Genomic DNA, 23,111 nt, shown 5'->3' with positions numbered 1-23,111 from the left:
GCTAACCTCGAAATGAACGCACACCGCTTTAGAACCTCTAGGAGACGGAGCCGATGACCCCATCTGCACAGCAGGGCAGCCAGCTCGGCCCCCTCAATCCCGGTGACGTAGTGAGCGCGGCGCTGCGGCTCTACAAAGACCGGTTCAAGACCTTCTTTCAGCTGGCGGCGCTGGCGACCCTATGGATCGTGGGTGGTCTAGTGGGCATGGGTCTGGCGATCGCCATTCTGGCCGGCATCGGCGCTGGCGTCGGCAATGAGGTGGGCGCTGTGATTGGTGGCCTGGTGGGGGCGCTAGTGGGGTTTGCGCCGCTGCTCTACGGCTCTGCCAAGTACTATGCCCTCTCTAGCGTGATCGGCAGGCTGTCGTTTCGAGAGTTGATTAGCCAGCCCGAAACCGCGTTGGATGCCCGCCGCCAGGTGGCCCCTCGCCTGGGGCAGTTCTTACTTTTGGGCTTTTTGCTGCTGCTGGCCTACATAGCCGCTTACCTGGCGGGGGCGCTGCTAGCGATGATTGCCGGAGGCAGCATTGGCTTCTTGACGGCGGGTATTTTATCGGCGCTGATCAACGAAGCGGTCGGCGGCGTCATGGGCATTTTGCTGGGGGTGCTGATTGGCCTCGGGATTTTGCTGATCGCGCTGATTTGGATCGCCTCCCGGCTGTTTATCTCTGAGGTGGTACTCGCTATCGAGCCCCAATCCGATGCGGGCGGCAGCATGAGCCGCAGCTGGGAGCTTACTAAGGATTCAATTCTGCGTATTCAGGTCGTGTTTCTGGCCACGTTTTTAATTCAGCTGCCCATTCTTTCGGTGACCAACTACCTCCCCAGCATTTTGCTAGAGCTGCTGCCCGCCGATGGCGTGGTCTACGGCATTACCGCTGTGCTCAGCCTGGTGCTGAGTCTGGTGGGCAGCATATTTGTGCTACCTCTATGGCAGGCGGTAAAAGGCGTGCTCTACTACGACCTGCGCAGCCGCCGCGAAGGCCTAGATCTCGCCCTGCGCCACGATGACGGGCCAAGTCTTGATGGGGGGATGTAAACGTGCATCGGCCTCCCGTAGGGTGGAGGTGGGGAATGGATGAATGCAAAATGTAAAATTGAGAATTCAAAATTTTGAACCTTGCATTTTGAACTTTACACTCCCCCCTCCGTCCTCCCCCATTCACCCCCAACCCCCTCACCCTTTCCCCAATGCCCCTCTTCAACACCGTCACCATTCGCACCCCCGAGAGCGTTGAACTGGAGTTTGTGCTGGCCGGGGTGGGCAGTCGTGCGGTGGCGCTCTCCCTCGACTACCTATGTTTAGGCACCGGGCTAGTGGGGTTGGCGGTGGTCTACAGCTTTTTGCTGGTGCGGCTGCTGGCGATGGATACGCTGCTGACGATTCCGAGCGAGACGGTGCAGCTGTGGATAACGGCGATCGCCGCCGTCCTCGCCTTCTTTATCTACATCGGCTACTTTGCCCTGTTTGAAACCTGGTGGTACGGCCAGACCCCCGGCAAGCGCTACGCCAAAATTCGCGTCATTCGCGACGATGGCCAGCCCGAGCGGCTGCCCCAGGCGACGCTGCGATCGCTGCTGCGCCCCATCGACGATATTCTTTTCATCGGCTTTTTTTGCGTGCTGCTGAGCAAAACCGAGAAGCGGGTGGGCGACTGGCTGGCGGGTACGCTGGTAGTGCAGACCGACCCGGTCACCCACGGCGAGATTCAGGTACCGGAGCGATCGCAGGCGATCGGCAAAGACCTGCTAGCCCTAGTGGATATCACCCGCCTCTCCCCCGACGACTTTGCTACCGTACGCGAGTTTTTGCAGCGGCGGCAGGCCATGAGCCCTAAAGCCAAAGCCCTAGTCAGCGACCAACTCGCCCGCCGCTTCAAAGATCAGCTCGCTTTGGAAGCACTGCCAACCGAGATGACCGCTGATACATTCCTAGAAGCGTTGTACTGGGCCTACCAGCAGAAGGGGTAGGCGAATTCAGAGGAGCACCCGATTGATAGCTATCCATACTAAGAGCGGGGCAATGTTTGGGTGGTAAGGCAGCATGGTTCAGGCTCTCTCCAATCCAGTCAGCTTCGATGATTTTTTGGAGTGGTACCCAGACCCAACCGACCGCCGGTATGAGCTGCATCGCGGGGCCATTGTTGAGACGCCAAAACCCAGGGGCAAACATTCAGAAGTTGCAGGGTTTGCCAACGGGCAATTGTTTCTAGAAATTACGCGCCTTGCTCTGCCCTACCTGGTTCCAAAGGAATGCATCATCAAAGCTCCGGATGGCTTGTCCGGCTACGAACCCGATGGAGTTGTGCTCGATCGAGCCTCTTTAGCAACGAGCCACTGTGGGAAAAATCTTCTGCAATTACCTTGGGCGCTTCGGCACGGTTAGTCATTGAGGTAGTGTCTACCAACTGGCAAGATGATTATTTGCTCAAGCTAGGCGACTATAAACGGCTCGGCATTCAAGAATATTGGGTGATTGACTATTTGGGCTTGGGGGGACGGCTCTATATTGGTTACCCCAAACGCCCCACTCTGTCGATTTATCGTCTGGTGGATGGGGAATACGATGTGGCGCGCTTTACAGATAACGAGCCCATCGTGTCTCCTGCCTTTCCAGAGCTGACGATGACCGCTGCCCAGGTGTTTAAGGCCAACTTAGCAGGTTAATGCCTGGGCGGCTCTGACCTCAAGAGTCTGCGATCATCTGGGTGTCCGGCTTTCACTTTTTTCCCTTCATCTCCTTCGTCGATCTCTCCCCACCTCGCCTTGTGGGAAGCCACTGCACGTCTACATCTTCCCAATCCTTAGGAGCACCTTAAAGCTTAGAGAATCCTTACAGCCCGGCTGCTATCATTCGCAAACTACGGTTTGTCAGTCACCCTTACCCCTGGGCCAGGCCATGTTCTTCGACCCCATTTATATTCTGCTGGTTGCTATCCCTACGGCCATCCTCACCTTTTGGGCGCAGAGCAAGGTCAAAGGCACCTATCGCAAGTACTCCAAAGTGCAGTCCACCATGGGGATGACGGGAGCCCAGGTGGCCCAGACCATTTTGGTCAAAAAGGGCGTGCGCGACGTCAAGGTTGAGCCTGTGACGGGTGAACTCACCGACCACTACGACCCCCGAGCCAAAGCTGTGCGCCTTTCTGAGGGAATCTACGGGTCGGGTTCGCTTTCGGCGGCAGCGGTGGCGGCCCACGAGTGCGGTCATGTGCTGCAAGATGTCGAGGGCTACAAGTTTATGAACCTGCGGGCAGCCCTGGTACCCGTGGTCAATCTGGGCTCTCGCATGGGGCCAATGCTGATCATGGCGGGCCTGATTTTCAACATTCTTAACCTGGCCTGGTTGGGGGTTATTTTCTTTGCCACGGTGCTGCTGTTTCACGTGGTCACGCTACCGGTGGAGTTCGATGCCTCTCGCCGGGCGCTGCGTTTGGTCGATGAATTGGGTATTCTCCAGGGAGAAGAGCACAAAGGGGCGAGAGCCGTGCTCGGTGCCGCTGCTCTGACCTATGTGGCCACAGCGTTTACCGCGTTTCTCAACCTGCTGTACTACATCATTTTGATTAACCGTCGCCGCTAGACCCGTGCTGCCATGACCCATCAGCATCCCACCGTTGAATTTTACGAGGGCATTGTCGAAACCATTAACAACATCAGCCTGAGGCGAGACCCAGCGACAGGCGATCGCATGATGCTGTTGACCTTTGATCAGCTGCGGGCGATCGAGAAGTTTCAGAGCTTCCGCAGCCGCTTTGCCAAGGCCCTCAAACTGGTGGATGAGGAAGGGGCGATCGCCATCGAGCCAGAAGGGATTCGATTTATTTTTGATGGCCCCGAGGGCGACGACTTACAGCGGGTAGAATGCACCCTGGTGATCGATCGCGACGATCACTGGGATCGCCTGATGCGCTTTATGGAGCGTTACGCTGAGGCCAACAGCATGGCCTATGGTGAATCGCCCCAGGCAGATGGTTTATCCTAGACCAAGCCCGCTTCTAGGGCAGGGGCATACAGTGACTGACCAGATGTTGCTGTCAGGCGCAGGCAATGGCAAGCCTGCTAGCTGTTCCAGTTTTGGGCGGCGATCGCCCGCTTTCGCCCCCAGCTAGCGAGCCAGACCTATCCTTACCCAGAATCAGGAGCCCATGAAAATTGCAATTACTGGAGCCACGGGTTTTGTTGGCAGCCGCCTAGTAGAACGGCTCCAGGCCGATGGCCACACCGTGGTGGTGCTCACCCGCAGCGTTGACCATGGCCGCCGGGTATTCCCTGAAACCGCTTTTCCTAAGGTGGCGGTAGTGGGCTACAGCCCCTTAGAGTCAGGCAATTGGCAAACAGGTGTGCTCTCTGGCTGCGATGGGGTGGTCAACCTGGCCGGGGCACCTATTTCAGAACGTTGGAGCGATGAGCACAAGCAGGCCATTATGGACAGCCGCAAGATCGGCACCGAAAAGCTAGTGGAAGCCCTGGCTAAAGCCGACCCTAAGCCTGCGGTGTGGGTCAACGCCTCGGCCATTGGCTACTACGGCACCAGCGAAAGCGCCACCTTTGACGAAACCAGCGCCCCCATCGAAGACGATTTTCTCTCCCAGGTGTGCCAGGCGTGGGAAGGGGCAGCCCAGTCGGTCAAAGACTACGGTACCCGCCTGGTAATTTTGCGCTTTGGCATTGTGCTGGGCATGGGGGGCGCAGTGGCCAAAATGCTGACCCCCTTTCGCATGTTCGCCGGGGGGCCAATCGGCAGCGGCCGTCAGTGGTTCTCGTGGATTCACCGCGACGACCTGGTGAGTCTGATTGTGCAGGCCCTCAACGATTCACAAATGGAAGGCGTTTACAACGCAACCGCCCCCAACCCGGTGCGCATGGAGGAATTTTGCAAAACCCTGGGGAAGGTACTCAACCGGCCCTCCTGGCTGCCGGTACCTGACTTTGTGCTAGAAACCATTTTGGGCGACGGGGCTCAGGTGGTGCTCGAAGGGCAGCAGGTCTTGCCCAAGCGCACTGAGGCCAGCGGGTTTACCTATCACTACGCCAAGGTCAAAGACGCCCTGGACGAAATTGTTTAAGTCTGAACCCTGGAATCTAAACGATTAAGCCCAACCACGCCATGGATATTGGTGAACTGCGCCGCGACTACACTCAGCGGGGATTAGACCTGGCTGATCTCGACCCCGACCCCTTTGCCCAGTTTGAGCTGTGGTTTCAGCAGGCCCGCGAGGCCGAGCTGCTAGAGCCCAACGCGCTCGTGCTGTCTACGGTATCTTCGGCGGGGGCACCCTACCAGCGCACGGTGCTGCTCAAGTACTTTGATCGCGACGGGTTTGTCTTCTTTACCAATTACGGCAGCCGCAAGGCCCAGCACATGGCCGAGAATGCTCAGGTTTCGATGCTGTTTCCGTGGTATCCCCTGGAGCGGCAGCTGGCGATCGCAGGTACCGCCAGCAAAATCTCGACGGCAGAGTCGTTGCGGTATTTTTCGTCGCGCCCCCGGGGCAGCCAGATCGGGGCCTGGGTGTCGCAGCAGAGCAGCGTTGTCTCCTCGCGGCAGCTGCTAGAGATGCAGTTTGAGAAAATGAAGGAAAAATTTCTCCACCAAGAAGTGCCCCTGCCCGACTTTTGGGGGGGCTACCGGGTTAGACCCACCAGCTTTGAGTTTTGGCAGGGGCGACCCAGCCGCCTCCACGATCGCTTTTTGTACAGCTGGCAGGAGGATGGGTGGGCGATCGCCCGCCTTTCTCCCTGAAGCAACAGGCCTCCTAGACCAGCAGGCTAAAATCCACCCGCTCGTAGATATCCATCATGGGCAGGCGGACATCGGTAATCGCCAGTTCTACCACCGAGTCGAGCCCGCTCTGGGCCGTCATACCCCACAGGTGTTCCTCCTCCGCCCGGTAAAACTGCTCTACCCGGGCTTCGGTTTGGTGCACAAACACGTAGGCCTGTAGGTACGGAATCGCCCGACAGTGGCGAAACATTCCGCCGCGTTGGCCTTTGGCCAGTCTTTGACTATCGTCCAGAGTAGCGGCCTCCGGTTTGTAGCTGGCGGTGGGGTCTGACAAAATTTCGAAGATGACGCAGGGGTTGAGCAATTTGTCTTCCTGACCGTCGTGGAGCAGGGGTTCACCAGCCACCACCACCAGGTCAGGGGAAATCCCCACACTCTGCTCTGGCAGCCAGACCTGCACCCGAGGCAACACTTCATAGAGGCTTTGACCGCAGGTAACATCCATCAGGCGCATCAGATTGCGTAGGATGCGCCCCTGGTTCACGGAACTATTACTCATAGCCGGTTTCGGCCTCACCTCCCACCACCACATTGCGAATCCGCAGGCTGGGGCCACCACAGCCTACGGGCAGCCCATTCTGCCCGCCCTTGCCGCAGCCCCCCGACTCATCCCAATAGAAGTCATCGCCGATCGCCTCAATATCGGCCAGGGTGCGAAACACATTGCCCGACAGAGTGACATCGCGCACGGGCTCCGCCAGCTTACCGTTGCGAATCATCCAGGCTTCCCCAGCGGTAAAGGTAAACATTTCGCCGTTGGTCATGCCCTCTAGCCAGTTGCGGGCATAGACCCCTTCTTTGATGTCAGCGAACATATCATCAACTGGGGTAGTACCGCGCTCAATCCAGGTGTTAGTCATGCGCACCAGGGGCGAGTAGTGATAGTTGAGGCAGCGGGCGTTGCCCGTGGGTTGCTCACTCAGCTTGCCCGCCGTTTCGCGAGAGTGCAGCCGCCCCACCAAGACGCCATTCTCAATCAGCTGAGTGGTCGTGGCCGGGGTGCCCTCGTCATCGTAGAAATAGCTGCCTCGGTGGCCCTGGGGAGCCGCCCCATCAAAGATCTGTAAGTTGTCGGGGCCGAACCGGCGGCCCAAGCTCATTGACTCTAGCAGGTCGGGGTTTTCGTAGGCCATATCGGCCTCCGACAGGTGGCCAAAGGCCTCATGCACAAACAGCCCGGTCAGAATCGGATCGATCACCACATCGTAGGATCCCCCCCGCACCGGGGACAAATCTAGCGCCGCCACGGCCCGCTGGGCTGCCCCCATCACCTGGTCATCCAGATTCTCTAGATCCTCGTAGGCTTTACGCGAGCCGGTGGTTTCGCGCCCGGTCTGCACGGTGTCGCCGTTGCGGGCGGTGGCGGCAAACCGCATTTCCATGTCCGACCAGGCCTGATCAATCAGAGTGCCTTCGGAGGTAGCCAGGAGCACCCGCTGAGCCACATCGTTGTAGCGCACCGAAGTGGTAGCAATCCGGTTATCTATACTCTGGAGCAGGTCAGCGTAGTGGCTGCACAGAGCCTTTTTGCGCGCCAGAGAAATTTGGCGGGGGTCGGTGCCCGTCAGGGGCAAGTGGCGGGTCATTTGCACCGGCTCCACGGGGGCCAGCAGGGTTTCGTCGTGGCCAACCAGACGAGCGGCGGCGACGGCAGCTTCCACAGAGGGCACCAGGCTCTCCAGGTCATTGAAGCTGGCAAAGCCCCAGCCGCCCCGATAGCAGGCCCGGATATGCCCCCCGATCGCGATCGCCTCACTGAGCGTCTCTGCCTGGCCGCCCCGCAAGAAAATATCGGTGCCTTCTGACTGCTCTAGGCGAATGGCCAGGTAGTCTACCTGCGGCCCCCAGCGATCGCATAGCTCCTGTACGCGGGCCCTTGATTGATCAATCACTGCTTGGTCAATCGCCTCTGCCATACCCATACCCCCAACCCTTTCCCCAAATGTATCATTCAGAAGACCTTGCCCTCAGGTTGAAATCACAGGCTAAAATCACAGGTATGACTACAGACTTTGACTACACCCTACCTCCCGCCGTACGGCGCATCTCAGGCTCCTTCCGCGTGGTGGGCTGGATCAGCTTTTGGGTACAGATCGTGCTAGCGGCTATCTCCAGCCTGGTGCTGATGTTTGCCCTGGTCAATCTAGGCGCGCGATCGGGTACAGGAAACGCAAATCCTGGCACGGGCGTGGGGCTGCTGTTTGCGGCCCTGGGGTTGGTGGCGGTCTACTTCAGCGCCTTTTGGGCCTTTCGCTACACTCGCTTGGGGCGACGGCTGCGCAGCCGCGACATCGCCAAGCGCCCGAGCCCCAAGGATGCGCTCCAGGCTTTGCGACTGGGCACCGTGGTCAGCATGGTCGGAATGTTGGTTACCCTGTTCGGCAGCCAGGCGCTAATTGGTTCGCTGTTGGGCAAGGCCCTGGCTCAGCCCCAGGGAGGCACAGTGTTTGTGCCCGGCAACGTGAGCCAGTACGTCGAAGCCTTCGATATTTTTGTGGTGCAGGCCAACACCAATACCTTGCTGGCCCACTTTGTCTCGCTGTCTGCCACCCTTTGGCTGCTCCGCACGGTCAACCGCGCCTAGGGAATCGGCTTTGAGGATTGAGTTTTGAATTGGCCACTCAGCTCAAAATTAAGCAATCCAGACGAAGTCTAACCTAGGCCATCACCATGCCGCCATCTACATTGAATACCTGGCCTGTAATATAGGATGCTGCCGGGTCTGCCGCTAAGAACCGCACCATGCCCGCGATATCTTCGGGCTGGCCGAACCGCCCCAGGGGAATGAATTTGCGGATATCGTCGGTGTTGGACAACTCGTCGGTCATGTCGGTTTCAATAAAGCCTGGGGCCACGGCGTTGACGGTAATGCCTCGGCTGGCCAGCTCTTTCGCCACGGTTTTGGTAAACCCGATTACGCCGGCCTTGGCAGCGCTGTAGTTGGCCTGTCCAGGGTTGCCCATCTGGCCCGCCACCGAAGCAATATTAATAATTCGCCCCGATCGCTGCTTCAGCATAATCTTCGCCACGGCCCGAGTGCACAAAAATACCCCGGTCAAATTGAGGTCGATAACGGCCTGCCAGTCTTCCAGCTTCATGCGTAGCAACAGGGTGTCGCGGGTAATGCCAGCGTTGTTGACCAAAATATCGACGCGGCCAAATTTCTCTAGAGTGCCGCTGATCAAAGCATCTACCTGATCTGGCTGGGAAACATCGGCTTGCATCGCGATCGCGCTCCCCCCGCCAGCAATGATCTCAGCCACCACCTCGTTGGCCGCCGCGCTAGAGCGGGCGTAATTGACGACAACTTGGGCCTTTGCTGCCCCTAGAGCGATCGCCACGGCCTTACCAATACCCCGTGATGCCCCCGTAACTACAGCAACCTGGCCTTCCAGAGATGGGGATGATGCACTCATGGGGTCACCTCGTTCAGGAAAATATGCTCAATGTTTGTATCACGAAATGGGGACGAGGTGAGGAGTGAAAATTTTGGATAGCACAGATACAGCCTGGCAGCACTACTAGAAGCCCCAGGTCACAGGATATAATGACGATTTGCAGACAGCACCACGGAGCTATTTATAAGGAGCAAGAGGTTAGTCAGTCGCTACGTTAGGATCTTCGCACTCAGCATTATTGGCGGTTTTAAGACTGCCCAATAGGTTAGCGACAATAACGCACTGCTGGGCACCACTATTGCCAGCACGAATACTTATAACAAAGGGCAGATCCTCGCTAGACGCATCTTCTGGATCAATCATCGTGCCATCTGATGGACTTGTACCGATCGCAGGCATGCCGCGATAGTCAAACACTATCGTGTCAAAGTCATCGTCTTGATCGCCGTCTGCTACAACGTAAGACCTAAGCTGAATATTACCGGGGTTATCAGCGCTATCTCCCAAATTTTGTTCGCGGCCATTAACAATTACAGTGGGAGAAGCGGCCCCATCATTGATTTGTACAGGAAAAGTTATGCGACGTTGAATAGCATCTTGCTGTGCGTTTTTTAATGTCTGAATCAAGTCGCTCTCAACGGCACTTACCCGCTGGCGGGTGAGAAAAGCTAACCAGCCCGGCGCAGCGATGGCGGCTAAAACACTGGCGATAATTACTACCACCAGCACCTCGATTAGAGTAAACCCAGCGGTTTGGTTAGTTCTGCGAAAGGTAAAGAGTTTCATGGCGAGCAACGCTGGTGAAAACTGCTGATAAACGATTCAGAGGCCAAAGGTCAGCTAAAAAGAGCACTGGCCTAACGGCTAGAGCTGCCTCTCGATTCTGCCACGCACCAAAACTTCGGTGCTGATGGTAGGTAGACTGCTGTTCCGGCTAGTGGGGCCAAAAATGACAGCGGTGCCTGTGCCAGGTTCAACGGTGCTGCCCCGCAAAAACACAGACATGCTCTGGTTGAGAGGGTTGGCTCCGGCACCCGTATCCCTCACGCAGACGAAAAAGCTGTTAGATTCTGCTGTTGTAGTCGGCAAAAAAGCTGTAGGACACACAACATCCCCTAGCGTGTCGTCATGGACATCAATAAAGTCGGCCAAGACGGGTTTGCTGCCTGTGGTGGTATCGCCCTCGCGCGTCCAGCTGGCAAATCCATCTCTGGTCAGAGACGGGTCGCGATACCCGTCGGTTGGAGTCTGGGCGGCGAAGTTGGAGTAGTTAGTCAACTCATAGCGAATAATGCGTCCTGGGCCAGACCAAAGGTCGCCAGGGTTGTTGGGTCGGTGGAAGTAAACCACCAGGTCGTAGACGTTTTGTCGCACCCTGAGAGTTGCACATGCATCGGTATTGCAACCAGCAATAGCGCCAATGTCAATGGGCTTCAACCGCCAAAAGGCCAGCACGGGGATGCTGTCTGCTGGAGCATCTGTTAGCTGATCAGCTACTGTTGCTGGGTCTGCATAGACGAAGACTGCTTCTCGGGCATCTCGGCTGATGTAGTCTAAGGCTCGCCTGGTATCTTGCTGGGCTTGGGTGAGGCGCTCTTCTCGCACGTTAGTACCCAATAGCTCAACGACTAGGTACAGCATGCTAGTTACAATGACGGAGCCAACGGCAATGGCCACCAAGAGCTCGGCAAGGGTAAACCCACGACGGTTGGTTTTGGCTCTCTGCAAGAGCCAGCGGGCTAAAGCTACTGAGGGGAGAGGAGATGACATGGGACTAAGCACCCATAAAAGAACAGAAATGCCAAAGATTTTTCATTGAGCGAGTTTATCAGGAGTGGCAGGCAGCTAACAACAAGGGTCTTAACTAAGGAATTGCCTCGCAGAGCGTAGGTAAAGCTTTGTCTGGACCAGTGGTGGTGCTATTGAAATAGGTGATCAGGTTGCACATCGAATCGCCCTCATCGCTAGCAGCGATCGTGGTGTAAAGGGAGACCATTGGGCGAGTGCTGCGACCCCGATCGCTAGCGGTCATCACTAAAGATGCGGGGTCGGTCGAGAGCGTGCCCGTGGCAGAACGATCATAAACCCGTACCCCCATAGCAAACGCGATCGGAATGCCGTTCGCGTTTGCTTGGCCTTCGGCTCGATAGCGCTGGACAAAAAAGTCTGTTTCTCCGTCGCCGTTGAGATCGATTGGTTCAGCACGGATAGCGCTAGCCGCACCAGCACCGAGGGCTGTTGGGGCCGGGGCGGTCGTAATATCGGCGTCGGCTGTGCCCGCTGCCAAGGGAGGCAGGGCGGCAGCGGCATAGCCACCGCGCTCGACTACGACCCGAGTATTTTCGATTTCGCTTTGGGCCAGGGCTAGGGCCTGCTCAGCCCTTTGGCTATGTACCCTGGTTGCTACCGAGATCACCAGAGCCGGGGCAATGGCGCTGGAGACCAAAGCCACCATAACAATCGCGACTAAGCACTCAATGAGCGTAAAGCCCTGCTGCTGTGCCTGCGCCCTTGGGCTGTTAACCGCCTTGCGACTCAGTTGAGGGGTAAAAACGTGATGTCTTAGCAGGTTGGTGATCATGGTAGACATTCCTTGACGATGGTGTGGCCTGTTGCCCCGAGGGGGGCAACAAAACTGCTTTTAACTAGGCGGGGCAGGTGCCTCGAATTTCTTCGTCGTAGACGAAGCCACCCCCATCTCTTTCAGCACAGCGCAGGTTGGTGATGTAGGGGTCGTCGGAGGGCAGCTCGCGGAAGTACTCGCTGCGGGGGGTACCCACCGAGACAAAGCGTCGAGCGGCAGCGGCGGGTGGGTAGTAGAGCAAGCCTGGGTCGTAGCCCCAGCGCCGGGCAGGGGCATTGTAGTAGCCAAGCTGCTCAGAGGCAATGGGGGCGGTGCCGGGCTGCCAGGCATCGTGCTCAAAGGGGCCGGTGGAGCCAGTGGAAAAGTTGAGCTGGAAGAAGGCTCCGGCAATCTGCAAAGCCCTGCCGTCCCAACTTTCGATCAACCGGGGGAAGTTGTGTAGACCACCATTGGATTGCTGAACCCGGTTGGGCACAACGCCCCCGATAAATACCGCATTGACAAAGGCATTTTCGGTAGCTGGAACAGCTCGGGTATTGCGTCGGATGTTATTAGAATCGCCACCTATCGTAGTCCAGTCGCCTGCGGCTATGTCGCGAATTGGGGCTCGTGTATTGGGTGCAGTCTCTCTAAATGAATCGCCGTTGCGGTCAACAAAGATCGGAGATGGAGAAGTTGCTAGAGAAGCGCTTCCATTTTCTCTGACCGCAGTAAGGGCAGCGGTGGGTCGGCTTTGGCTCATGTAAGAGGTGTTGCCTGCGGCGGCGCCACCTGGTCTAGCCTTGATGTAGGTATCTTCGGCAGCGCCATCGAGAAAGCCCGCCGACAAGATGGTGAGGGCGTCGGTCAAAATCTCTACGGGTCGCCAGGTGTCTTGGTCGGGCTGGGAGAACCTTTCGTCGACTTTGGCCTCTGTTCTAAGAGTGTAGAAATTGTTAAATGTCCAGTCTACACCGCCAATTTTGTCATCAAATTCCTCGATTAGGGTGGCGGCGGTGGCGGTGCCATTGGTGCTGTGCAGGTTGAAATTGCCCATGACGTAGGTGCTGTTGTCGGTGACAAAGGTCATGCCGACGGCCCGAGCCCTGCTTCTACTCATATCTGCCCCGTTGCGCAGTCTAAAGCCGTGGGGGCGACGGTCTGGGTCAGCAAAAAAGTCTACGGGCTTGAGGCTAATGCCTGCGGCAGTTAGGGGTGGGTCTGCCTCAGAGCCTGGGGTTGTCACCATGCGGCAGGTGGTAGAGACAACGTCAGCCACCGTAAGGCAGGAACCAGAATCTGCGGTGGCCGCAGGCCGCACAATTTCGTCTTCGCGCACAGCGTCTTCTCTAAAGGCGTAGATAATGCCCTCGGTAAAGACGTCGCAGTCTTGGGTGTCTGGGTCGCAGGCAATGTCTGAAAGCCAGGTATCGCCGCCAGTAACCACTGGAGTATCGGTGAGTCGTTTGAGGTCAATATCGAGAACCCGAACGCCCATTTGCTCTCGGCCATTGAACATGCCTTTGTCTAGGAAGGCTACTCCCCTAACATTGCCAACGCCACCAATGATGTGGTTGGCCTGAGGGTCAAAGGGGACACCGGGCGATGTGAGTGTCGGGGTCTGCCATGAACCACTTGACCGAGGGGCTAGGGCGATGTCAGCAGGGTTAACTATTCTGTAGTCGTAGCCGTTATTGACCCCAGTGCCTGCTGCATTGAAGGTGTAGCCGTTTCTGTTAGCAGCAGGGTCAATGTACTCTTCAGCGGATGGCTGAAGATTTCCATCAGCTACATCACCATCGTGATCATGATTAGCGATAGGGAAGAGGTAGAAAAGGGAGGGGTACTTGGGCCGTGAAGCGCAGACAAGAGCTACGCCAGCTTTTTGGTCGGTTGTACCCCCAGCACCAGCGGCGGAGTTAAACAATGGGCCAAGCGTTCCAGTCGTGTTGTTGGGGTGGCAGTTGTCTGGGAATCTGAATAGATAACGCTGGCTGCCTCGCTGAACTTCATAGGCTCCAAAGGTTGAGGTCTCTGGCGAACGCTCAAACCCATAGGTTCTATCGCGCACAATTTGAGTTAGATCGCCCAGCATATCTACATAGCGATTTTGATTGGCGTTTAAACCAGCCAGGGCAAGGAGCTGCTCTTTGGTCGGTCTAACATTTGTGCAGTCGTACTGGTTAGCGGCGATTAGAATGCACTGAGCAGCTAGGCTACCAGCGGCAGGGCCACTGTTGCCACCTCCAAAAGCATTCCAAATTGGCGTACCGATTTGGTTGAAAATCTGCCCCTGGTTGCTGATTCCGCCTACCGTATTGGCCCAAGTCAACAGCTGGGTTGTGTCTGAAGCAAACCGTAGGTTATTACCCAACATACCTAAGGTACAGGCTGCAGAGTGCAGAGTCGCCCGATCAGCCGAGCTCAAACTGGCGTAGGGGACTGCTCCCGTAGAGGCATCGATATATTCATCAAAGATTCTACGCAGGGGAGAAAAGTCTCCCCACATCGCCATGTAGGGGAAGGGGTGAACAAAATTATCTTGCACCGGGTTGAACGAGGGCGCACCGCCGTTGGGGTCGCCAGCAAAGTGGGCCAAATTCCTGAGGGCACTACCTAGAGGAGAGGTGTTGTCGTAAACTGCTGTACCAAAGTCGGCTTCTGAATAGAAGTTAAACTCCCAGCCATTGGTGCCGTTGCCGGTCAGGAAGTTGGGGTAGGGCAGGCTGGTGCCAGGAAAATTCGTGAAGTCGCGGCTGTTGCGAATAGTTTGCAGCGTACCCGGATGGGCGGTCAGCGCCATACAGGCGGCGGGGTAGTCACCCCCATTGGGGTGGTTGTAGTGGTAGACAACCATTGACTGCACGGCAGCCAGGTTGTCGCGCAGGGCAGTTTTTTGACGATATTCGTTTCCGAGAACTGCCGCAGCACCTGTACCTACTGATCGTGCTGCGTTGGGCGGGTAAAGGCGATCCTGCGTACTAGTAACCCCTGGGGGGGTAAAGTTCCAGCCATTGGGGTTGCCTAGCTCGAGGCGTTGACCCACCACTAGACGCAGCCCGTAGTTAACGGCCTGCCGTTCCCAATAGCCGTCTAAGCCTGTAATCGGGTTGGTCACCTGTTCGATGTCTACGATACGGTCACCCAGTCTGACGTTGTTGGCAGGGTTCGTCACATCTAGATCTGGGTTGGTGTCGCTGTAGCGAGGCTTTGGCCCCCAGCGGTTGTCGGCCCTAGAGAAGTCGTCAACAAAGGGCCTGTCCACCGCTCTGCCGATAATGCGCCCTTCGGTGAAAATGTCACTAGTTAGGTAGGCGGGAACGCTGGTCCAGGTGCTGGGGTCGTTGTGTTGCAACCGATCTTGGGCGTAGAGCACCAGAGGGTTTACTGCAATGTCGGCGGGGTTACCTCCGTCTACAGAGTCGTTGGCAGTGGTGAGCGTTCTAACGTTTGGAGGAGCGTTGTCTGCACTAAAGGTATGGATAGTGGCGTTGCCGCCACCATAGGCGTTATTGAAAATTGCACCTCTAACAACCTGCCCCTGGAAGGTGCCATCGTCTGCCCCCACGGTAATTTCTGACGCCTCTATGCTGTAGACGCAGGATTCGTGGGAGCTGATCATGTAAGAGGTTATTTGGCCATTGTTGTTTCTGAAGAAGAGGCTGCTGTCGGTGTGCATGGCCCCGTTGATATTAAACGGTGCCCCAGGGAAAATTTCCATGTCGTAGCGGAACCAGGCGGCCCATTTGTTGCCCCGGTTGGCAATGCGCGACTGCTGAAACTCAAACGACTCAACGGTGCGGTTGGCGTTGTTGGCGTTGGGCACAAACACGTTGACCTGAAAATTCTTTTGGAGGGCAGTACTGGTGCCATCGCTGACAATTTGCCAGCCTTTCTCAGCCCTAGCATTGGCGCAGCCAGTGGTGGCTTCGGTGGTGGCCAGGGGGCCAGTGCGGGTTACCAGCCCATTGGCCTTGGCTTCAAGGTCTGTAGATTGAACATTTATAGTTGCATCGGCTTGAGCTTCATCTTCGACCAAGATTGAGTAGGTGATGACTTCACCGTTGTTGTCGCTGACAAACGACCAGGCATTGTCGGGAGTGTCATCGCCGTTGATGTCTAGGCGGGTTTCGCCGGGCAGGGTAAATGGGTCGTTGGGCAGAGCGACCACTGTACCTGGGTAGGGCTCGGTCAACATCATGCTGGCTAAGAAGTCGCCCGTGGGCAGACCACTGGAGAGGCGATTGTCTCGGTTAAACAAAAACTCAATTTTGGCCCTAGCTCGGTCGAGGGCCGGGGTAGCCGCATTGGCAATCACCTGCTGCTCGCGCTGGGAGATCGCCATATCGCTACGGGTAAAGGAGCGATAGGTGAGGGCCGTGGCCGTGAGCACCAACATCAGCACCAGCAGCACTGTGGTCGGTAGCACAAAACCCGACCGGGCTAAGCGGGCCGGTCGGTTGGCTAAGAGGACGAGTTGTAGTAGCCCTGTAACCAATCGCTTGATTGCTGCTTGAGGAAGCCGCAAAGCCTTGCGCAGTAGATGACGACTCATGTTTCTAAGACCGATATGCCAAACAACAAAACCTGAAACTCGCGTGGGGTAAGACCTATTTAGGAGGCATGAGTCTTACGGCAGTGGTAGCGAACTCTAACAGACAACTACGCCCAGTAGCCTAGGCAACTACGCCTAAAACAGATAACTGGATGATTGGGGAGCAAATTTAAACGTCACGGGCATTAGGGCACTTCTGCGGGAGAGAGTGGTATTTATCCCTAAAATACCCAGTAATTATAATTAAGCGATCACCACCGTAACGTCGCTCGACCTACAGGGGCGAAAGCGGGCTATATCTTTTACCTTCTCCTAGGGTACCTAGAGGGGTTAGTCGAAGCTAGGGGTGTGCACCTCAGGCTTCTATCTTAGTAAGAACTTCATATTGTGTACTGAGTATTTTTTCGATACTTAATCGAATTTAGGTAACTTTTTTATGCCGAGCTCGGCAAGTTACTTAGATAACGGGTGGCTGCTGGCCTATGCCCGCGATATCGGCCAGAGCATGGGCATAGGCTTCGAGCCCGCTTCTCAGGTCGCTGAGCTCTTGGCGCAGGGTGGGTTCTAGCTCCCAACCCTTTTCGTGGGCGACGGCGCTAACCCCTTGGGGCTTTTGGGCTTCCCACTCTTGCAGAATGGGGTGCCACTTAGAGAGGAAGGGGCGCAGGCCGTTGTTGAGGACAGCGATCGCAATGCCACCCACGGACTCTTTTGAAGCGCCAACTTTAGGGCCAGCAGTTCGTAGTACTTCGCGGGTAGAGCCAAATAGGCTATAGAGCGAGTTGAGCGCTTCGCGCACCAGCCCCGCATTGGCATCGAGAGGCTGTACGGCGACGCGAGTGACTAATTCGATATAGAGTTCCCATGCAGCGGCTCGCTCGGTGTTATCGGGCTTCCATTTTGCTCCGCCAATGCCCCAGGGCAGGTTAACGGAGACCTCTGTAAGCTGAACCGCATCAAAGTTGGGCATGGGGGCTAGGGAAATGTTTGGCCATCATTATAGAGCGCTGGGTTAACGACTGAAAATTTTGCGAACTGGCTGGGGAGAGTACGGCCATCTTCAGAAAAAGGTCGTAAGCACCGTATAGCTGGCATTTCACCCTTCGGCAACCACGCCTGGATTGGGGCGTTTTCCCCTCTGGGGGAGCAGGGCTAGGTGCCACAGAATCGAGGAAGTGAGGGGTTGGCGGGGAGCTTTTCCCAGCGCCTCGCACCTTTGAGTTGGCCCCTATAAGGATTTACCCCATGAAAACGGAAGCCCCCATGCCAGCGGTCTACAGCACCTTTGTAGAGCAGGTCAACAATGCCCAGGTGCAGCGGGTGACGATCGGGCGCGATTCTCGTCGAGACGGCAAAGCCGAACGCATCGACTATACCCTCAAGCCCGAGTTTGGCCACCGCCGTTACACTACGCAGCCGGTTGGATCTACGGACGAGGTGGTGAGTAAGCTTAAAAGCCAGGGGGTGCAGGTGACATTTGCGCCTGAGCCTCTGCCACCCGCGAGCATTGCCGGGCTGATTATTTCGTCGGGGATGTTGGTCGGAGCCCTGGCCTTGGCGGCCAAATTTAGCAGCGCGGGTGGCGGGGTAGGCACTGCCGTGGGCATGGGCAAAAGCAAGGCCCGCAGCTACGACAAAAGCAAAACTGGCGTTACCTTCGCCGATGTGGCCGGGGTTGATGAAGCCAAGCAAGAACTGCAAGAGGTGGTCGACTTTTTGGCCAACGGCGAGAAGTACCGCAAACTAGGGGCCAAAATTCCTAAGGGGGTGCTGTTGGTGGGGCCGCCCGGAACGGGGAAGACGCTGCTGGCTAAGGCGATCGCCGGAGAAGCCGGGGTGCCCTTCTTGAGCATGGCCGGTTCAGAGTTTGTCGAGATGTTTGTGGGGGTGGGAGCCTCGCGGGTGCGCGATCTGTTCAACAAGGCCAAGCGTCAGGCTCCCTGCATTGTGTTTATTGATGAGCTGGATGCGGTGGGGAAAACTCGCGGCGGCAACCCTACCGGCGGCAATGACGAGCGTGAGCAGACCCTCAACCAGCTGCTGACCGAGATGGATGGCTTTGACGGCACCGATGGGGTGATCGTGATTGCGGCCACTAACCGCCCCGAAACCCTCGACCCCGCCCTGCGTCGTCCGGGCCGCTTCGATCGCCAGGTGTTGGTCGATCGCCCCGACAAGAGCGGCAGGCTAGAAATTCTACAGGTGCATGGCCGGGGTGTGGCTCTAGGCGAAGATGTGAACCTGGGGGAAATTGCTGCACAGACCGCTGGGTTCGCTGGGGCAGATCTGGCCAATCTGGTCAACGAAGCCGCGCTGATGGCCGCCCGTCACAACCGTCAGGCGGTGCTGATGGCTGACTTTATGGAGGCGATCGAGCGAGTCATTGCTGGGCTAGAGAAGCGCTCTAGGGTGCTTACCCCCATGGAGCGGCAGACGGTGGCCTACCACGAAGTGGGCCACGCCCTGGTGGGGGCGCTGATGCCCGGCGGCAACCGAGTGACCAAAATTTCCATCGTGCCGCGCGGGCTGGGAGCGTTGGGCTACACCCTGCAAATGCCGGAGAATGACCGATACCTGATGCTCGAAGACGAGCTGCGCGGTCAGTTGGCGACCCTGCTGGGGGGCCGCGCCGCCGAAGAAATTGTCTTTGGCAAGGTTTCCACTGGAGCCAGCGACGATATTCAGAAGGCGACCGACCTAGCCGAGAAGGCGATAACCCAGTACGGCATGAGCGCCAGCCTCGGCCCGGTCGCCTTTGCCAAAGCCTCGGCCCAGTTTCTGGATGGGGGCAATGAGCGGCGGGCGACCAGCCCTGAGGTGGCAACTGAGATCGATCGCCAGGTAAAGCTGCTGCTCAACAACGCCCGCTCTATGGCGATCGAAATTCTGCGGCTAAACCAAGAGCTGCTAGAGTCGGCCACCCAGACCTTACTTGAGACCGAGGTGCTGGATGGAGACCAGCTCAAAACTATGCTGGCTGAGGCTCAAGCTCCTGCTGAGCTACAGATCTGGTTGGCCGGGGGCTACAGCCTGGTATAACCCTGCCTTGATAGGCTTGGTTTGAATTTGGGAGGACGCTGCGATCGCAGCGTCCTTATTTTTGCCTGGGCTAGTCGGGCAGCTTGTACTGGCTGACGATGCGCTTGGCAAACTCGGGCACGTGGGCGGCCAGCTTTTGCGGATAGTTGCGCTTGACGTACAGATAGTTGCGGGTGAAGTGGGAATCGATGGAAAAGCGGGCGTACTCTAGCCCTTTGGGGCCGATGCGCTCGATCACCACGCCCATGAGCTTGGCGGCCCACATAGGTAGGGTAACGGCCTTGTCGTAGGCGGGGATGCTCTGCTGGACGGCAGCCTTGCGATCGCCCTGGGACGCTACCGGCTGGGTATCGAGCTGATCCATGACGGTGTCGAGCATGGTTTGGCCACGATCGTTGCGCACTACAATCCACTGCCAGCCAAAGGGGGCACCCATGTAACCCACAACTAGGTCGGCCAGACCATTCACATAGTCAAAACAGCTCATGCAGGAGGGGGCAAACACATCCTTGAGCTGGTTAGTCTTAAGACCAAAGAAAGGCACCGTTTCGGTGGAGCCATCTTCGTGCTTGAAATGGACGCGGAAGTCTTGCATGAACTCGTAGTGGACTACGGTATCCGGCGATCGGCTGGTGGTTTCGAGAAACTTCTGTAACCCGGCGCGGCTGACGTTATCGACGCAGGGGGTGCCCAGCACGTAGAGCTGCTCTAGACCCAGCTGCTTTTCGACCGCCCGCAGTGCTTGAATCTGGCAGCCAACACCGATCACTAGCAAGCGCTTCATGCCCGATCGCTCCACCTGCTCCAAAACAGATAGGTTGGGCGACAGCGTAGGCTTGTTGACCCGCGCCGCCAGGATTTCTTCGGGAGTGGTAGCGAGGACGGGCTGGGGCTGGAAGCGATCGCTCTCCGTATTCTGAACACACACCACTCCTTCCACCAGCCCCTGAGTCAGCATTGCGATCGCAATCGAGCTGACGATGCCCGTCCACTGCGCCCCCTCAATGGGCTGCTGCTTGCGGGCGGCCATCATGTCCTGGTGAACGCCGAAGTAAATGTCGTTTTCAGCCTCTAGATCGCGGCTGCGCCCGTGGGTCTGCTGCTCCAGTTTCGGGAACTGCTGATTGAGAAAGGCGCAGGCCTCTTTAACGTAGTGAATATAGTAAGTATCGCAAAAGCCGCACTCACTACAGAGTTCTTTGGCGGGGCGGGTGGCCCCAGGGCGCAGGGCTTTGGCTTTGTTGTGGGGAGGCTGGGCCAGGGTCATAGGGACGGGGGTGGGTTGCTCAGTAACAGCTGTTCTTCACCATACCGCACGGGTTTGGGCGCTTTGGCGCGATCCCTCCAATTGTTACGAAATATAGCGCTGACTGCACGGCTCAGCGGCGGCAAAAATGCTACAGCATCGGAGTAAACAGGGAGTTTAAGACGGCGATCGCAGTACAGTCTCCCTACAGTCTTTTGTTTAAGCTGGAGATTACCCAGCGTCTTTTCCGGTCTATAGTCTTCCCGGCCCAAATTGCCGTGGCTTTTTACCTATCCGCTGGCTGGCTGGGCAAAATCCCCCCTCCCCGACCGATTACAGGTTAAATGGAAGTAAGCATAAGCAAAAGCTATGCCTCCGCTCCCTGGGTTTACCGTTGTGATGATCTGCTGCCTCAACCCCCACTGCACCCAGCCCAATCACGCCACCCAGGCCGCGGATTGCCCTACCTGTGGCAATCCCTTTGAGCCCCGTCTGCGGGGCCGCTATCGCCCGCTGAAGCTAATTGGTCGGGGCGGCTTTGGCCGCACTTACTTTGCCCTCGACGCCGATCGCCTCAATAGCCGCTGCGTGATCAAGCAGTTTGCCCCCCAAACCCAGGGAACCAAGTCTTTCTTAAAGGCAGTGCAGCTGTTTGAACAGGAAGCCGTGCGGCTGCACGAACTGGGGGAGCACCCGCAAATTCCGACCCTGCTGGCCTATTTTGAGCAAAACAAGTATCTCTACCTGGTGCAGCAGATGATTCAGGGGCGCACCCTGTATCAAGAAATTGCGGCCCAGGCGGCCTATAGCGAGGGCAGCCTGCGCCAGCTGCTAGAGGATCTGCTGCCGGTGCTGCACTTTATCCACGAGCACGGCGTCATTCACCGAGACATCACTCCGTCTAACATCATTCGCCGCAAGATTGACCAAAAGCCCGTGCTGATTGACTTTGGCGTCGCCAAACAGTTTAGTGAAGCCATTCGCTACGAGCCAGGCACCCGCATTGGCACCGAGGGCTATGCTCCCATCGAACAACTGCGCAGCGGCCAGGCCTACCCCTCCAGCGATCTGTATAGTCTGGGAGCCACCTGCCTACACCTGCTCACTGGCTGCAAGCCAGAAGACCTATACAGCCCCCAGGAAGGCCGCTGGCTGTGGCAAGAGCACCTGCAAAAGCAGGGACGCACCATTCATCCCGATTTGGCAGAAGTGCTGAACTACATGACCAAAGATCTGGTCAGTGAACGCTACCAGACCGCCCAGAATGTCCTAGATGACGTGCAGCGACTGCCCAAACTCGAAGGCGCGGTGCCAGGCTGGGTTTCCAATCAGTCTGACCAAAGTCTCTTCACCGGCATCGATCGCCCCCCCCTGAGCGGGCCGGGCCAGTCGGCTGGCCTGGTCATGCCCACCACCTCGCTGCCCTCAATGGCTGAGCCCCAAACACCTCTAGCGAACCCTACCCTTGGGCCTAAGTCGGGGCCAGTTTCGAGGCCAGCGTCGGGGCCAATTTCGGGCAGACCTGCCTCCGGCCCGCCCAAACCTGCAAGCCTCCAGCCGGTCAGTCCAGGCTCCAGTTCCAGTCCGCCTAGCTCACGACCGCCTAGTTCCGGCTTGGGCTGGCAGCCCATGACTACCTTGAAGGGGCACCAGTCGTGGGTGACTGCCCTGGCTTTTAACGCCCAACAGCCCATGCTAGTCAGTGGTAGCCTAGACGACAGCGTCCGCATTTGGAACTGGCAGACGGGAGATTTGCTCCACACCCTCAAGGGCCACGCTCGGGGCGTTAATGCTGTAGCCGTTGACCGGCGCGGGCAGTTGCTGGTCAGCTGTGGCGACGATGCGACCGTAAAAATCTGGCAGCTGGGCGATGGATCGCTGCGCCACACTCTTAAAGGCCATCTGCGGGATGTGAATGCGATCGCCCTAAGCCACGGCAACAACTTGGTCGCCAGCGCCAGCGAAGACGGCACCCTAAAACTGTGGCACCTGAACCAGGGCACCCTGCTCAAAACCCTCCCTGGCTCGGCGGGCATGCTCAAAACCGTCGCCTTTGCCGCCGCTGACCAGCGGCTGATCAGCGGCGGTCTCGATAACACCGTACGCATTTGGGATGTACAAACCGCCACCACGCTCAACGTGCTCACCGGCCATACCAATACCGTGAACCAGGTAGCAGTTAGCCCAGACGGTCGCTTAATCGCCAGCGCCAGCAAAGACCGCACCGTGCGCCTATGGGATTTAGCAGCAGGTACCCTGCTGCACACTCTCCAGGGCCATAACCAGGAGGTCAATACCGTGGCCTTTTTCCCCGACGGGCAGCGCCTGGTCAGCGGCAGCACCGACGGCACTCTGCGGTTTTGGCGCAGCAAAGACGGCTCACTCAAAGAGACCCTGTCGGCCCACATCAACCCTGTGCATCAGGTGACGGTGCAGGCGGGCGGCAAAGTATTGGCCAGCGCCAGCGCAGATAAGACCATTAAGCTATGGCAATGGCAAGGGTAGGGGAGGTGGTTGGGTT

20 protein-coding genes are annotated in these 23,111 nt (G+C 57.4%); 11 read left to right on the top strand and 9 right to left on the bottom strand.

Annotation, left to right across the window (positions count from 1 at the left end; all coding sequences use genetic code 11):
- The first annotated feature begins 53 nt into the window (after nucleotides 1-53).
- The 8 genes from VB780_RS22555 (at nucleotide 54) to pdxH (ending at nucleotide 5,747) form a co-directional block, all read left to right on the top strand.
- The gene (locus VB780_RS22555; protein ID WP_323353437.1) at nucleotides 54-1,040 is read left to right on the top strand and encodes a hypothetical protein; all 987 of its coding nucleotides are present in this window, start codon (nucleotides 54-56) and stop codon (nucleotides 1,038-1,040) included.
- 152 nt (nucleotides 1,041-1,192) lie between these two features.
- Nucleotides 1,193-1,972: an RDD family protein gene (locus VB780_RS22550; protein WP_323353436.1), complete on the top strand. Its 780-nt coding sequence runs from the start codon at nucleotides 1,193-1,195 to the stop codon at nucleotides 1,970-1,972.
- Between the two features lie 73 nt (nucleotides 1,973-2,045).
- Nucleotides 2,046-2,387, top strand: coding sequence for a Uma2 family endonuclease (locus VB780_RS22545; RefSeq protein WP_323353435.1), 342 nt, complete (start codon nucleotides 2,046-2,048; stop codon nucleotides 2,385-2,387).
- Nucleotides 2,366-2,668 carry a Uma2 family endonuclease gene (locus VB780_RS22540; protein WP_323353434.1) on the top strand — a complete coding sequence of 101 codons (303 nt, stop codon included), beginning with the start codon at nucleotides 2,366-2,368 and terminating at the stop codon, nucleotides 2,666-2,668. The genes VB780_RS22545 and VB780_RS22540 overlap by 22 nt, the downstream gene beginning before the upstream one ends.
- A gap of 232 nt (nucleotides 2,669-2,900) precedes the next feature.
- On the top strand, nucleotides 2,901-3,584 hold the full coding sequence (locus tag VB780_RS22535; RefSeq protein ID WP_323353433.1) for a zinc metallopeptidase: 684 nt from the start codon (nucleotides 2,901-2,903) through the stop codon (nucleotides 3,582-3,584).
- 12 nt (nucleotides 3,585-3,596) lie between these two features.
- Nucleotides 3,597-3,986 carry a photosystem II reaction center protein Psb28 gene (gene psb28, locus VB780_RS22530; RefSeq protein ID WP_323353432.1) on the top strand — a complete coding sequence of 130 codons (390 nt, stop codon included), beginning with the start codon at nucleotides 3,597-3,599 and terminating at the stop codon, nucleotides 3,984-3,986.
- Between the two features lie 163 nt (nucleotides 3,987-4,149).
- On the top strand, nucleotides 4,150-5,070 hold the full coding sequence (locus VB780_RS22525; protein ID WP_323353431.1) for a TIGR01777 family oxidoreductase: 921 nt from the start codon (nucleotides 4,150-4,152) through the stop codon (nucleotides 5,068-5,070).
- Between the two features lie 41 nt (nucleotides 5,071-5,111).
- Nucleotides 5,112-5,747 (top strand): pyridoxamine 5'-phosphate oxidase, encoded by a 636-nt coding sequence (pdxH, locus tag VB780_RS22520; RefSeq protein WP_323353430.1) that lies wholly within the window; start codon nucleotides 5,112-5,114, stop codon nucleotides 5,745-5,747.
- Between the two features lie 13 nt (nucleotides 5,748-5,760).
- Here the strand turns inward: pdxH and VB780_RS22515 are convergent, their stop codons facing one another.
- A complete protein-coding gene (locus tag VB780_RS22515; RefSeq protein WP_323353429.1) occupies nucleotides 5,761-6,288 on the bottom strand; it encodes a Uma2 family endonuclease in 528 nt (175 codons plus the stop codon).
- Entirely contained in the window at nucleotides 6,281-7,705 is a 1,425-nt protein-coding gene (locus VB780_RS22510; RefSeq protein WP_323353428.1) for a TldD/PmbA family protein, read from the bottom strand. The genes VB780_RS22515 and VB780_RS22510 overlap by 8 nt, the downstream gene beginning before the upstream one ends.
- 83 nt (nucleotides 7,706-7,788) lie before the next feature.
- On the opposite strand from VB780_RS22510, the gene VB780_RS22505 reads away from it, so the two are divergent.
- Nucleotides 7,789-8,373, top strand: a complete 585-nt coding sequence (locus VB780_RS22505; protein WP_323353427.1) for a DUF3611 family protein — start codon at nucleotides 7,789-7,791, stop codon at nucleotides 8,371-8,373.
- A gap of 73 nt (nucleotides 8,374-8,446) precedes the next feature.
- Here VB780_RS22505 and fabG read toward each other — a convergent pair whose 3' ends face one another.
- From fabG to VB780_RS22475, 6 genes are all read right to left on the bottom strand, one after another.
- Entirely contained in the window at nucleotides 8,447-9,205 is a 759-nt protein-coding gene (gene fabG, locus VB780_RS22500; RefSeq protein ID WP_323353426.1) for a 3-oxoacyl-[acyl-carrier-protein] reductase, read from the bottom strand.
- 180 nt (nucleotides 9,206-9,385) lie between these two features.
- Nucleotides 9,386-9,973, bottom strand: a complete 588-nt coding sequence (locus tag VB780_RS22495) for a type II secretion system protein (RefSeq protein WP_323353425.1) — start codon at nucleotides 9,971-9,973, stop codon at nucleotides 9,386-9,388.
- A 78-nt stretch (nucleotides 9,974-10,051) separates the two neighbouring features.
- Complete coding sequence (locus VB780_RS22490; RefSeq protein ID WP_323353424.1) at nucleotides 10,052-10,957, bottom strand: PilW family protein; 906 nt, start codon at nucleotides 10,955-10,957, stop codon at nucleotides 10,052-10,054.
- 94 nt (nucleotides 10,958-11,051) lie between these two features.
- On the bottom strand, nucleotides 11,052-11,768 hold the full coding sequence (locus VB780_RS22485) for a prepilin-type N-terminal cleavage/methylation domain-containing protein (protein WP_323353423.1): 717 nt from the start codon (nucleotides 11,766-11,768) through the stop codon (nucleotides 11,052-11,054).
- A 64-nt stretch (nucleotides 11,769-11,832) separates the two neighbouring features.
- Complete coding sequence (gene hpsA / locus VB780_RS22480) at nucleotides 11,833-16,305, bottom strand: hormogonium polysaccharide biosynthesis protein HpsA (RefSeq protein WP_323353422.1); 4,473 nt, start codon at nucleotides 16,303-16,305, stop codon at nucleotides 11,833-11,835.
- A 457-nt stretch (nucleotides 16,306-16,762) separates the two neighbouring features.
- Nucleotides 16,763-17,275 carry a hypothetical protein gene (locus tag VB780_RS22475; RefSeq protein WP_323353421.1) on the bottom strand — a complete coding sequence of 171 codons (513 nt, stop codon included), beginning with the start codon at nucleotides 17,273-17,275 and terminating at the stop codon, nucleotides 16,763-16,765.
- Between the two features lie 275 nt (nucleotides 17,276-17,550).
- Here VB780_RS22475 and ftsH point away from each other — a divergent pair, with 275 nt between their 5' ends.
- Nucleotides 17,551-19,344, top strand: a complete 1,794-nt coding sequence (gene ftsH / locus VB780_RS22470; protein ID WP_323353420.1) for an ATP-dependent zinc metalloprotease FtsH — start codon at nucleotides 17,551-17,553, stop codon at nucleotides 19,342-19,344.
- Between the two features lie 70 nt (nucleotides 19,345-19,414).
- Here ftsH and VB780_RS22465 read toward each other — a convergent pair whose 3' ends face one another.
- Nucleotides 19,415-20,611, bottom strand: coding sequence for a Coenzyme F420 hydrogenase/dehydrogenase, beta subunit C-terminal domain (locus VB780_RS22465; RefSeq protein WP_323353419.1), 1,197 nt, complete (start codon nucleotides 20,609-20,611; stop codon nucleotides 19,415-19,417).
- A gap of 348 nt (nucleotides 20,612-20,959) precedes the next feature.
- On the opposite strand from VB780_RS22465, the gene VB780_RS22460 reads away from it, so the two are divergent.
- A complete protein-coding gene (locus VB780_RS22460) occupies nucleotides 20,960-23,095 on the top strand; it encodes a serine/threonine-protein kinase (protein WP_323353418.1) in 2,136 nt (711 codons plus the stop codon).
- The last annotated feature ends 16 nt before the right edge of the window (nucleotides 23,096-23,111 follow it).

Source organism: Leptolyngbya sp. CCNP1308, assembly GCF_034932455.1.
In the GTDB taxonomy this organism is placed as follows: Bacteria; Cyanobacteriota; Cyanobacteriia; order Phormidesmidales; family Phormidesmidaceae; genus Nodosilinea.
This window is presented reverse-complemented; position numbering and strand designations above follow the sequence as displayed.